The organism is Enterobacter bugandensis (assembly GCF_900324475.1).
In the GTDB taxonomy this organism is placed as follows: Bacteria; Pseudomonadota; Gammaproteobacteria; order Enterobacterales; family Enterobacteriaceae; genus Enterobacter; species Enterobacter bugandensis.
Genome location: NZ_LT992502.1, coordinates 1327979 through 1340664, shown reverse-complemented (window position 1 = coordinate 1340664; position 12686 = coordinate 1327979). Strand labels below are relative to the sequence as shown.

General features: G+C 56.1%; 12 protein-coding genes. 11 read left to right on the top strand and 1 reads right to left on the bottom strand.

What is annotated here, in order from left to right; genetic code table 11:
• Positions 1-30: 30 nt before the first annotated feature.
• The 7 genes from corC (at position 31) to rihA (ending at position 7072) form a co-directional block, all read left to right on the top strand.
• The gene (gene corC, locus DG357_RS06445) at positions 31-909 is read left to right on the top strand and encodes a CNNM family magnesium/cobalt transport protein CorC (RefSeq protein WP_021242574.1); all 879 of its coding nucleotides are present in this window, start codon (positions 31-33) and stop codon (positions 907-909) included.
• A 5-nt stretch (positions 910-914) separates the two neighbouring features.
• Complete coding sequence (lnt, locus tag DG357_RS06440) at positions 915-2453, top strand: apolipoprotein N-acyltransferase (RefSeq protein ID WP_045630864.1); 1539 nt, start codon at positions 915-917, stop codon at positions 2451-2453.
• Between the two features lie 355 nt (positions 2454-2808).
• The gene (locus DG357_RS06435) at positions 2809-3714 is read left to right on the top strand and encodes an amino acid ABC transporter substrate-binding protein (RefSeq protein ID WP_014831086.1); all 906 of its coding nucleotides are present in this window, start codon (positions 2809-2811) and stop codon (positions 3712-3714) included.
• Between the two features lie 156 nt (positions 3715-3870).
• Positions 3871-4611: an amino acid ABC transporter permease gene (locus tag DG357_RS06430; protein WP_028012347.1), complete on the top strand. Its 741-nt coding sequence runs from the start codon at positions 3871-3873 to the stop codon at positions 4609-4611.
• Positions 4611-5285: a glutamate/aspartate ABC transporter permease GltK gene (gene gltK, locus DG357_RS06425; RefSeq protein WP_028012346.1), complete on the top strand. Its 675-nt coding sequence runs from the start codon at positions 4611-4613 to the stop codon at positions 5283-5285. Before DG357_RS06430 ends, gltK begins: the two co-directional genes overlap by 1 nt.
• The gene (locus DG357_RS06420) at positions 5285-6010 is read left to right on the top strand and encodes an amino acid ABC transporter ATP-binding protein (protein WP_014883001.1); all 726 of its coding nucleotides are present in this window, start codon (positions 5285-5287) and stop codon (positions 6008-6010) included. The genes gltK and DG357_RS06420 overlap by 1 nt, the downstream gene beginning before the upstream one ends.
• A 120-nt stretch (positions 6011-6130) precedes the next feature.
• On the top strand, positions 6131-7072 hold the full coding sequence (rihA, locus tag DG357_RS06415) for a pyrimidine-specific ribonucleoside hydrolase RihA (RefSeq protein WP_088205154.1): 942 nt from the start codon (positions 6131-6133) through the stop codon (positions 7070-7072).
• Between the two features lie 54 nt (positions 7073-7126).
• Here the strand turns inward: rihA and DG357_RS06410 are convergent, their stop codons facing one another.
• Positions 7127-7609, bottom strand: coding sequence for a zinc ribbon-containing protein (locus tag DG357_RS06410; protein WP_028012343.1), 483 nt, complete (start codon positions 7607-7609; stop codon positions 7127-7129).
• Between the two features lie 216 nt (positions 7610-7825).
• Between DG357_RS06410 and leuS the strand changes: the two genes are divergently transcribed.
• The 4 genes from leuS to nadD are packed head-to-tail and all read left to right on the top strand — an operon-like array spanning position 7826 to position 12681.
• Positions 7826-10408 carry a leucine--tRNA ligase gene (leuS, locus tag DG357_RS06405; RefSeq protein WP_048338851.1) on the top strand — a complete coding sequence of 861 codons (2583 nt, stop codon included), beginning with the start codon at positions 7826-7828 and terminating at the stop codon, positions 10406-10408.
• Between the two features lie 14 nt (positions 10409-10422).
• Positions 10423-10992 carry an LPS assembly lipoprotein LptE gene (gene lptE / locus DG357_RS06400; RefSeq protein ID WP_041910796.1) on the top strand — a complete coding sequence of 190 codons (570 nt, stop codon included), beginning with the start codon at positions 10423-10425 and terminating at the stop codon, positions 10990-10992.
• The gene (holA, locus tag DG357_RS06395) at positions 10992-12023 is read left to right on the top strand and encodes a DNA polymerase III subunit delta (protein WP_028012340.1); all 1032 of its coding nucleotides are present in this window, start codon (positions 10992-10994) and stop codon (positions 12021-12023) included. The genes lptE and holA overlap by 1 nt, the downstream gene beginning before the upstream one ends.
• The gene (gene nadD / locus DG357_RS06390) at positions 12016-12681 is read left to right on the top strand and encodes a nicotinate-nucleotide adenylyltransferase (RefSeq protein WP_063942817.1); all 666 of its coding nucleotides are present in this window, start codon (positions 12016-12018) and stop codon (positions 12679-12681) included. Before holA ends, nadD begins: the two co-directional genes overlap by 8 nt.
• Positions 12682-12686: the final 5 nt, after the last annotated feature.

Sequence of the window (12686 nt, the reverse complement as noted above, 5' to 3'; positions counted from 1 at the left end):
GAACTAACAAGAGAACCCTTAACAAACGCCATGAGCGACGACAATTCACACAGTAGCGACACGACAACCAGTAAAAAGGGATTTTTCTCCCTCATTCTGAACCAGCTTTTCCACGGCGAGCCGAAAAACCGTGATGAACTGCTGGAGCTGATTCGTGATTCCGGGCAGAACGACCTTATCGACGAAGATACGCGCGAAATGCTCGAAGGGGTCATGGACATTGCCGACCAGCGCGTCCGCGACATCATGATCCCTCGCTCGCAGATGATCACCCTGAAACGTAACCAGACGCTGGACGAGTGCCTCGATGTGATCATCGAATCCGCCCACTCGCGTTTCCCGGTCATCAGCGAAGATAAAGATCACATCGAAGGGATTTTGATGGCCAAAGATCTGCTGCCGTTTATGCGCAGCGATGCCGAAGCCTTCAGCATGGAAAAAGTGTTACGCCAGGCCGTGGTCGTGCCGGAAAGTAAACGTGTGGATCGAATGCTGAAAGAGTTTCGCTCTCAGCGTTACCACATGGCGATTGTTATTGATGAATTCGGCGGTGTCTCAGGTCTTGTCACGATCGAAGATATTCTTGAGCTGATCGTGGGCGAAATCGAAGACGAGTACGACGAAGAAGAAGATATCGACTTCCGTCAGCTTAGCCGCCACACCTGGACCGTGCGCGCGCTGGCCTCGATTGAAGATTTCAACGACGCCTTCGGTACTCACTTTAGCGATGAAGAGGTCGATACCATTGGCGGGCTGGTGATGCAGGCCTTTGGCCATCTTCCGGCGCGCGGTGAAACCGTTGACATCGACGGTTACCAGTTCAAAGTGGCAATGGCCGACAGCCGACGTATTATACAGGTTCACGTCAGAACGCCGGACGATTCACCGGTGCCAAAACTGGAAGATTAATGTAAATGGCATTTGCCCCATTGCTTGAACGCCAGCGCGTCCGTTTGCTGCTGGCGCTGTTACTCGGAGCCAGCGGTACGCTGGCTTTTTCTCCTTACGATATCTGGCCCGCGGCCATTCTCTCCCTGATGGGGCTTCAGGGGTTAACCCTGAATCGTCGTCCGGTACAGGCCGCTGCGATCGGCTACTTCTGGGGGCTGGGGCTATTTGGCTCCGGCATTAACTGGGTCTACGTCAGCATCGCACAGTTTGGCGGGATGCCGGGGCCGGTTAACGTCTTCCTGGTCGTCCTGCTCGCCGCCTATCTCTCGCTCTATACCGGTCTGTTCGCCGGAATTCTCTCTCGCCTGTGGCCTAAAACCACCTGGCTGCGTGTCGCCATTGCCGCGCCGGTGGTCTGGCAGATTACCGAGTTCCTCCGCGGCTGGGTGCTGACCGGCTTCCCGTGGCTGCAGTTCGGCTACAGCCAGATTGACGGCCCGCTGAAAGGTCTGGCACCGGTAATGGGCGTTGAAGCCATTAACTTCCTGCTGATGGTGGTGAGCGGCCTGCTGGTACTGGCGCTGGTCACGCGCGGCTGGAAGCCGCTGGCTGTGGCCCTGGTGCTGTTCGCCCTGCCCTTCCCGCTGCGCTATATCCAGTGGTTCACGCCCGAGCCCGAGCGCGCCATGCAGGTTTCCATGGTGCAGGGGAATATCCCGCAGTCCATGAAGTGGGACGAAAAAGAGCTGCTGAACACGCTGAAGATCTACGCCAACGCCACCGAAGAGGTGATGGGCAAATCACAGCTGATTATCTGGCCAGAATCCGCTATTCCCGATCTGGAAATTAACCAGCAGCCGTTCCTCAACATGATGAACGATCTGCTGGTGGCGCGCGGCAGCACCCTGATTACCGGCATTGTTGATGCGCGCCTGAATCAGCAGAACCGCTACGACACCTACAACACCATTATTACGCTCGGCAAAGACAGCGAATACAGCTACCACTCCACCGACCGGTACAACAAGAACCACCTCGTGCCGTTCGGTGAATTTGTGCCGCTGGAGTCTATTTTGCGTCCGCTGGCACCGTTCTTTGACCTGCCGATGTCCTCCTTCAGCCGCGGTCCGTACGTTCAGCCCCAGCTTCACGCGCACGGCCTGGCCCTGACGGCCGCCATCTGCTACGAAATCATCCTCGGCGAGCAGGTGCGCGATAACTTCCGCCCGGACACCGACTATCTGCTGACCATCTCCAACGATGCGTGGTTCGGTAAATCGATTGGCCCGTGGCAGCACTTCCAGATGGCACGCATGCGTTCTCTGGAGCTGGCGCGTCCGCTGCTGCGTAGCACCAATAACGGCATCACCGCGGTGATTGGCCCGCAGGGCGAAATCCAGGCCATGATCCCGCAGTTCACCCGTGAAGTGCTGACAACCAAAGTCACGCCTACCACGGGCCTGACGCCGTACGCCCGCACCGGCAACTGGCCGCTGTGGATCCTGACCGCGCTGTTCGGCTTTGGCGCCGTGCTGATGAGCCTGCGTCAGCGTCATAAATAATCTTGCCTTCTGATGCCGGGTGGCGGCTGCGCCTTACCCGGCAATTTCCTCCCAATCTTCTATTCTGGCACGCCTGTTGCTTTATTTATTCACGTAAACGCTGTCTGGCTTAACGTGCAACCTTGTCGCACCAGTGTAGATCGTCGCTAGCACCGAAACGGTGCAACGGGAGATTATTGCCTCTGAATGGTGCGGCGCGCTTCGCAAAAATAAACAATAACGCAGCAAAATCTTTACATTAAGCCAGACTAAATGTTAACAAGCTTGCATAACACTGCACTCGCATTGCGCGAGATATAACAACATCACAATGGGTATCTATGCGTCACTGGCGCTGATAAGAAAGGAGTTGGGTATGCAATTACGTAAACTGGCCACAGCAATGCTGGTTATGGGAATGTCCGCAGGCGTGGTTCACGCTGAAGACGCTCCGGCAGCAGGCAGCACTCTCGACAAGATTGCCAAAAACGGCGTCATCGTGGTCGGCCACCGTGAATCTTCCGTCCCGTTCTCTTACTACGACAACACGCAAAAAGTCGTGGGCTATTCACAGGATTACTCCAACGCTATCGTTGAAGCTGTGAAGAAAAAGCTGAACAAACCTGACCTGCAGGTGAAGCTGATCCCAATCACTTCACAGAACCGTATTCCTCTGCTGCAAAACGGCACCTTTGACTTCGAGTGTGGTTCCACCACCAACAACCTCGAGCGTCAAAAACAGGCGGCCTTCTCTGACACCATCTTTGTCGTGGGCACCCGTCTGCTGACCAAGAAAGGCGGCGCGATCAAAGATTTTGCGGACCTGAAAGGCAAAGCGGTCGTTGTGACCTCCGGTACCACTTCTGAAGTCCTGCTGCACAAGCTAAACGACGAGAAGAAAATGGATATGCGCATCATCAGCGCGAAAGACCATGGCGACTCCTTCCGTACGCTGGAAAGCGGTCGTGCCGTCGCGTTTATGATGGATGACGCCCTGCTGGCGGGCGAACGTGCGAAGGCGAAGAAACCAGACAACTGGGATATCGTCGGTACCGCGCAGTCCAAAGAAGCCTACGGCTGTATGCTGCGTAAAGACGATCCGCAGTTCAAAAAGCTGATCGATGACACTATCGCCCAGGTGCAGACCTCCGGCGAAGCGGAAAAATGGTTCGACAAGTGGTTTAAGAACCCGATTCCACCAAAAAATCTCAATATGAACTTTGAACTGTCTGACGACATGAAAGCGCTGTTCAAATCTCCAAATGACAAGGCTCTTAACTAATTAGAACAACAGGGGCGGGACCTCCTGCCCTCTCGATTGTCGGGAAGCATGGACAGACATATACGCTGAGTGGTCGTTCCCCACTCAGCGCGAAAAAAGAGCTTCTCACCAATCTTCGAGGGTAGCGCTGCTACCCTCTTTTTTCTGGAGTTTATTATGTCAATAGACTGGAACTGGGGCATCTTCCTGCAACAAGCCCCGTTCGGCAACACCACCTATCTTGGCTGGCTGTGGAGCGGCTTTCAGGTTACCGTGGCATTATCGATAACGGCGTGGATCATCGCGTTTCTTGTCGGTTCGCTGTTCGGTATTCTGCGCACCGTCCCTAACCGTTTTCTTTCAACAATTGGCACACTGTATGTGGAACTGTTCCGTAACGTTCCGCTCATCGTGCAGTTCTTTACCTGGTATCTGGTCATCCCGGAACTGCTGCCGGAAAATATTGGCATGTGGTTCAAGTCGGAGCTGGATCCGAACGTGCAGTTCTTTGTCTCCTCCATGATGTGTCTGGGGCTGTTTACCGCTGCGCGCGTTTGCGAGCAGGTGCGTGCCGCCATTCAGTCATTGCCACGCGGACAAAAAAATGCGGGCCTGGCGATGGGCCTGACCCTGCCACAAACCTACCGCTACGTGCTGCTGCCTAACGCCTACCGCGTTATCGTTCCACCGATGACCTCTGAGATGATGAACCTGGTGAAAAACTCGGCCATCGCCTCAACCATCGGCCTGGTGGATATGGCTGCACAGGCGGGCAAGCTGCTGGATTACTCCGCTCACGCGTGGGAATCCTTCACCGCGATCACGCTCGCGTATGTTCTGATTAACGCTTTCATCATGCTGGTGATGAACCTGGTTGAACGCAAAGTACGCCTGCCGGGCAATCTGGGAGGCAAATAATGTACGAATTTGACTGGAGTTCTATTGTTCCATCCATGCCTTACCTGCTCGATGGCCTGGTGATTACCCTAAAGATCACCGCGATCGCTATCGTTGTGGGTATCGTCTGGGGTACCCTGCTGGCCGTCATGCGCCTGTCGAGCTTTAAGCCGCTCGCCTGGTTTGCGACTGCCTACGTTAACGTCTTCCGCTCCATCCCGCTGGTGATGGTGCTGCTGTGGTTTTACCTGATTGTTCCAGGCTTCTTACAGAATGTGCTGGGACTGTCGCCGAAAACCGACATCCGCCTGATCTCTGCGATGGTGGCGTTCTCGATGTTTGAGGCCGCTTACTATTCAGAGATTATCCGTGCGGGTATCCAGAGTATCTCCCGTGGGCAGTCCAGCGCCGCGCTGGCTCTGGGAATGACGCACTGGCAGTCCATGCAGCTCATCATTCTGCCTCAGGCGTTTCGCGCCATGGTTCCGCTCCTGCTGACCCAGGGTATCGTGCTGTTCCAGGATACCTCTCTGGTTTACGTTCTGAGTCTGGCGGACTTCTTCCGTACCGCGTCGACCATAGGTGAACGTGATGGTACGCAGGTCGAGATGGTGCTCTTCGCGGGTGCGGTCTATTTTGTGATTAGTTTAAGCGCGTCGCTGTTGGTCAGCTGGCTGAAGAAAAGGACGGTATAATGATTTCCCTGAAAAATGTTTCTAAATGGTATGGGCACTTTCAGGTGCTGACCGACTGCTCCACCGAAGTCAAAAAAGGCGATGTGGTGGTGGTGTGCGGGCCGTCCGGTTCCGGTAAGTCTACGCTGATCAAAACGGTTAATGGTCTGGAGCCTGTGCAGCAGGGCGAAATTGTTGTTAACGGCACGAAAGTGAACGACAAGAAAACCAACCTGGCCCAGCTTCGCTCTCACGTCGGCATGGTGTTCCAGCATTTTGAGCTGTTCCCTCATCTGTCCATTATTGAGAACCTGACGCTGGCTCAGGTCAAAGTGCTCAAGCGTGATAAAAAAGCGTCGCGCGAAAAGGGGCTCAAGCTTCTGGAGCGCGTGGGGCTTTCTGCACATGCCGATAAGTTCCCGGCACAGCTTTCCGGCGGCCAGCAGCAGCGTGTGGCGATTGCGCGCGCGCTGTGCATGGATCCGGTGGCGATGCTGTTCGATGAGCCCACGTCAGCGCTCGATCCTGAAATGATCAACGAAGTGCTGGACGTGATGGTCGAGCTGGCGCACGAAGGGATGACCATGATGGTGGTGACGCACGAAATGGGCTTCGCCCGTAAAGTGGCCAACCGCGTGATCTTCATGGACGAAGGGAAAATTGTCGAAGACTCACCGAAAGAAGAGTTCTTCGCCAATCCGAAATCCGAACGCGCCAAAGATTTCCTCGCGAAAATTCTGCACTAATCTTCTCGGTGCGCAATCTGCGGATTGCGCACTGCTTCACGCTTTAGATCTCTTTTTCTATTCGGCGTCACATCGCAGCGTTAACCTTGTCACAAAATAATGCTAAGAATGGAGAACGCTATGGCACACCCTATAATTCTCGACTGCGATCCGGGTCATGATGACGCGATCGCGCTCGTCCTCGCGCTTGCCTCCCCTGAACTGGACGTGAAAGCGGTCACCTCGTCCGCGGGAAATCAGACGCCGGACAAAACCCTGCGCAACGTTTTACGAATGCTGACGCTGCTGAAACGCACCGATATTCCTGTCGCAGGCGGCGCCGTTAAGCCGCTGATGCGCGAGCTGATCATTGCCGACAACGTTCACGGTGAAAGCGGGCTGGATGGCCCGGCGCTGCCGGAGCCAGGTTTCACACCGCAAGACTGCACTGCCGTCGAGCTAATGGCGAAGGTGCTGCGTGAAAGTGCAAAACCCGTCACCCTGGTGGCGACCGGCCCCCAGACCAACGTTGCGCTCCTGCTGAACAGCCATCCGGAACTGCGCGGTCAAATCGCCCGTATTGTGATTATGGGTGGGGCTATGGGGCTAGGGAACTGGACGCCTGCGGCCGAATTCAACATCTTTGTTGATCCGGAAGCGGCGGAGATCGTCTTCCAGTCGGGCCTGCCGATTGTGATGGCGGGGCTGGACGTGACGCATCGGGCACAGATTATGGCAGACGATATTGAGCGCTTCCGCGCCGTGGGCAACCCGGTTGCGACAACCGTAGCCGAGCTGCTCGACTTCTTTATGGAGTATCACAAAGCCGAGAAATGGGGCTTTCACGGCGCGCCGCTGCATGACCCGTGCACCATCGCCTGGCTGCTGAAGCCTGAAATGTTTACCACGGTGGACAGATGGGTTGGCGTGGAGACGCAGGGGAAATATACCCAGGGGATGACGGTGGTGGATTACTATTCGCTGACGGGGAATAAACCGAATACGACGCTGATGGTGGATATCGACCGGGAGGCGTTTGTGGATTTGCTGGCGGAAAGACTTGCTTACTATTGTGCGGCCTGACGCCCTCACCCTGGCCCTCTCCCACGGGGAGAGGGAACTAAACTGCGCTTTTACTTATGGCTCAAACGGGCGACGCTGGAACTGATCGTGCCCGCACTTCGGGCACAGCGGCAACACATCAGGCGTATATACCGCAATATGGTGATGGCACTTCTCGCACACCAGATTCCCCAGCCCCACCACTTCACCGCTCTGGTACACGCCGTGATGATTTAAATCCTGGAACACCTCGCGCCACTCCAGCTGGGTTTTATCGGTAATATCCGCCAGCTCCTGCCACAGGCTCTCTTTGATCACCCGCATAAAGACGCTGTCGGCGATCTCATCCTGGCTCTCTTCGTAGCTGCGCGCGAACTCTTCCAGATCGCGGCGTACGGCGCGCGTCACCTCTTCCACTTCGGTTCGCGTTAACTCACCCGTTTGCGTCACCCGTTCACGCGCCTGTTCGACCAGCGCGTCAATATCGCGCTCGCCGTTACGCAGCCGTTCCGTCAGTGTCGCCACCAGTTCGCGGTAAAATTGAGCAACCTTGTTCATCATTTTGCCTCCCGGGTAAGTAACTATTTCTAATAATAGACCTTATTTCGCCGCCGCTTTGTCAGGTGAAGCACAGACCCGGTAAATTCCTGCAAAGTGCAATTGCGCGAAAGGCTGTTTTGACGCGGGCGTTTGGGCTATGCTATGCGGATCTGAATTACCACATCCATTGGCTACATTTTTGTAGCTGTATTGAACACAGGACCACTGGCTGCCATGCAAGAGCAATACCGCCCGGAAGAGATAGAATCAAAAGTCCAGCAACACTGGGACGAGAAGCGCACCTTTGAAGTAACCGAAGACGAGAGCAAAGAGAAGTATTACTGCCTGTCGATGCTTCCCTATCCTTCTGGTCGACTACACATGGGCCACGTGCGTAACTACACCATCGGTGATGTGATCGCCCGTTACCAGCGCATGCTGGGCAAAAACGTTCTGCAGCCAATCGGCTGGGATGCGTTCGGCCTGCCTGCAGAAGGCGCAGCGGTAAAAAACAATACCGCTCCGGCACCGTGGACGTACGACAACATCGCGTACATGAAAAACCAGCTCAAAATGCTGGGCTTCGGCTATGACTGGAGCCGCGAGCTGGCGACCTGTACCCCGGAATACTACCGCTGGGAGCAGAAGTTCTTCACCGAGCTGTACAAAAAAGGCCTGGTGTACAAGAAGACCTCTGCCGTTAACTGGTGCCCGAATGACCAGACCGTTCTGGCGAACGAGCAGGTTATCGACGGCTGCTGCTGGCGCTGCGACACCAAAGTTGAGCGTAAAGAGATCCCACAGTGGTTTATCAAAATCACCGCTTACGCTGACGAACTGCTGAACGATCTGGATACGCTGGATCACTGGCCTGACACCGTTAAGACCATGCAGCGCAACTGGATCGGCCGTTCTGAAGGCGTGGAAATTACCTTCAACGTTGAGAACTACGACCAGACCCTGACCGTCTACACCACCCGTCCGGACACCTTCATGGGTGCGACCTATCTGGCCGTGGCCGCAGGTCACCCGCTGGCGCAGAAAGCGGCAGAGAACAACCCGGAACTGGCGACCTTCATCGACGAATGCCGCAACACGAAAGTGGCCGAAGCCGACATGGCGACGATGGAGAAAAAAGGCGTTGCGACGGGCTTCTATGCTAAGCACCCGCTGACGGGCGAAGCGATCCCGGTCTGGGCAGCAAACTTCGTTCTGATGGAGTACGGTACAGGTGCAGTCATGGCCGTTCCGGGTCACGATCAGCGCGACTACGAGTTTGCCACCAAATACAACCTGCCGATTAAAGCCGTTATTCTGGCCGCCGATGGTTCTGAACCTGACCTGTCCGAGCAGGCGTTGACCGAAAAAGGCACCCTGTTCAACTCCGGTGAGTTCAGCGGCCTCAGCTTCGAAGAGGGCTTCAACGCCATCGCCGATAAGCTGGCCTCACTGGGCGTGGGCGAGCGTAAAGTGAACTTCCGTCTGCGTGACTGGGGCGTGTCCCGTCAGCGTTACTGGGGTGCGCCAATTCCAATGGTGACCCTGGAAGACGGAACCGTCATGCCAACGCCTGAAGATCAGCTGCCCGTGATCCTGCCGGAAGACGTGGTCATGGACGGCATCACCAGCCCGATCAAAGCCGATCCTGAGTGGGCCAAAACCACCGTCAACGGCCAGCCTGCGCTGCGTGAAACTGACACCTTCGATACCTTTATGGAGTCCTCCTGGTACTACGCGCGCTACACCTGCCCGCAGTACAAAGAAGGCATGCTGGATTCTGACGCCGCCAACTACTGGCTGCCGGTAGATATCTATATTGGTGGTATCGAACACGCCATCATGCACCTGCTCTACTTCCGCTTTTTCCATAAGCTGATGCGCGATGCCGGCATGGTGAACTCTGACGAGCCTGCTAAACAGCTGCTGTGCCAGGGTATGGTGCTGGCAGACGCCTTCTACTACGTTGGCGCGAACGGAGAGCGTAACTGGGTTTCTCCGGTTGATGCGATCGTTGAGCGCGACGAGAAAGGCCGTATCGTGAAGGCGACAGACGCTGAAGGCCATGAACTGGTTTATACCGGCATGAGCAAGATGTCCAAGTCTAAAAACAATGGTATCGACCCGCAGGTGATGGTTGAGCGTTACGGCGCGGACACCGTACGTCTGTTCATGATGTTTGCTTCTCCGGCTGATATGACCCTTGAGTGGCAGGAATCCGGTGTAGAAGGCGCGAACCGCTTCCTGAAACGCGTCTGGAAGCTGGTGTACGAACATACTGCACAGGGTGATGCTCCGGCACTGAACGCCGCTGCGCTGAGCGAAGATCAGCAGGCGCTGCGTCGTGATGTTCATAAAACGATCGCGAAAGTGACCGATGATATTGGTCGTCGTCAGACCTTCAATACCGCAATTGCGGCTATTATGGAACTGATGAACAAGCTGGCGAAAGCCCCGCAGGACGGCGAGCAGGATCGTGCCATCATGCGTGAAGCGCTGCTGGCCGTGGTTCGCATGCTTAACCCGTTCACGCCACACGTCAGCTTCACCCTGTGGCAGGAGCTGAAAGGCGAAGGCGATATCGACAACGCGCCGTGGCCGGTGGCTGACGAAGCAGCGATGGTGGAAAACACCACGCTGGTGGTGGTCCAGGTCAACGGCAAAGTCCGTGGTAAAATTACCGTGGCGGTCGATGCAACTGAAGATCAGGTTCGCGAGCGCGCGGGCCAGGAACCTCTGGTTGCGAAATATCTTGAGGGCGTTACCTTACGTAAAGCGATCTACGTACCGGGTAAACTGCTCAATCTGGTCGTTGGCTAAGCGCGGGAGGAAACGTGCGACAACTGGCAACAATACTCTTATCTCTGGCGGTGCTTGTCACCGCTGGCTGTGGCTGGCATCTGCGCAACACCACGGCGGTGCCTGCTGAGATGAAAACAATGATCTTTGATTCCGGGGATCCAAACGGACCGCTCAGCCGGGCCATTCGTAATCAGCTGCGCCTGAACGGCGTTGAGCTTGTTGAGAAAGGTACGCTGCGCCAGGATGTACCGTCTCTGCGCGTACTGGGAATGACGCTGGGCCAGGATACGGCGTCCATCTTCCAGGACGGCCGCACGGCTGAATATCAGATGGTGCTGTCGGTCAACGCGGCTGTACTGATCCCGGGTAAAGACATCTATCCGATCAGCGCAAAAGTGTATCGTTCGTTCTTTGATAACCCGCAAACCGCGCTGGCAAAAGATGCCGAACAGCAGATTATCATCAACGAAATGTACGACAAGGCGGCGGAACAGCTGATCCGCAAACTGCCGGGTATTGCAGCGTCTAACCGAGAAGGCTCTGACATTATTGAAAAACCGGATGCCAGTACGCCTCCTGTTTCTACCTCTCTGGGTAAATGATGATCAGGCTGTATCCTGAACAACTCCGCGCGCAGCTCAATGAAGGGCTGCGCGCGGCGTATCTGCTGCTCGGAAACGACCCGTTACTACTTCAGGAAAGCCTGGATGCCGTGCGGCATGCGGCCGCGGCTCAGGGCTTTGATGAACACCATACCGTTCAGGTGGATAACGCCACCGACTGGAACGCCCTCTTCTCACTCTGTCAGGCGATGAGCCTTTTTGCGTCGCGCCAGACAATCCAGATCCTGCTGCCGGAGAACGGCCCTAACGCTGCCATCAATGAGCAACTCGCCACGCTGGTCAGCCTGTTACACAGCGATCTGCTGTTGATTGTGCGCGGCAGCAAGCTCACCAAAGCGCAGGAAAACGCGGCATGGTTCACCCAGCTCGCGACCCACGCGGTGCTGGTCACCTGCCAGACGCCTGAGCAGGCGCACCTGCCTAAATGGGTCGCCGCGAGAGCGAAGCAGCACAACCTTCAACTGGACGATGCGGCGAACCAACTGCTCTGCTACTGCTATGAAGGCAACCTGCTGGCCCTGGCACAGGCGCTGGACAGGCTCTCCCTGCTCTGGCCGGACGGCAAGCTGACCTTACCGCGCGTTGAGCAGGCCGTTAACGATGCCGCACACTTCACGCCGTTCCACTGGGTGGATGCTCTGTTGTCGGCGAAAAGCAAACGCGCCCTGCATATTCTCCAGCAGCTGCGCCTGGAGGGCAGTGAACCCGTCATTCTGCTGCGCACGCTGCAGCGCGAACTGTTGCTGCTGATAACGCTCAAGCGCCAGTCGGCCCATACGCCGTTACGCTCCCTGTTTGATAAACACCGGGTGTGGCAAAACCGGCGGGCAATGACCACCGAGGCCATCAACCGCCTGAGCCATGAACAGCTGCGCCAGGCTGTGCAGCTTCTGATGCGCGCCGAGCTTACCCTAAAACAAGATTACGGCCAGTCGGTGTGGGCGGAACTGGAAAGCCTTTCCCTGCTGCTCTGCCACAAGGCGCTGGCTGACGTATTTATTGATGGATAGTATGCACTCTTTACAGGCCCTGTATGGCGGCACCTTTGACCCGGTACACTACGGGCATCTGAAGCCGGTAGAAATTCTGGCAAATCTGATCGGCCTGCAGCGCGTTACCATCATGCCCAATAATGTTCCGCCGCACCGCCCCCAGCCTGAAGCAACCAGCGAGCAGCGCAAAGAGATGCTCGCTCTGGCTATCGCGGATAAGCCGCTCTTCAGGCTGGATGAACGGGAATTGCGTCGCGACACCCCCTCGTGGACGTCGCAAACGCTGCAGGAGTGGCGGGCCGAGCAAGGGCCTGACCAGCCGCTCGCCTTTATCATCGGTCAGGACTCCCTGCTCAACTTCCCCACGTGGCACAAGTATGAAACCATTCTGGGGAACAGCCACCTGCTCGTCTGCCGCCGTCCGGGCTACCCGCTGACCATGCGCGAAGCGCAATATCAGCAGTGGCTTGAAGATCATCTCACCGATAACGTTGAAGATCTTCACAACCAGCCCGCCGGGAAGATTTATCTGGCGGAGACGCCGTGGTTCGACATCTCTGCGACCGTTATTCGCGAACGTTTACAGCAGGGTTTAGCCTGTGACGATCTGCTGCCTGCCCCGGTGCTGGCGTATATTCATACGCACAGGTTGTATCAGAAAACCGCAGATAAATAGCCGGA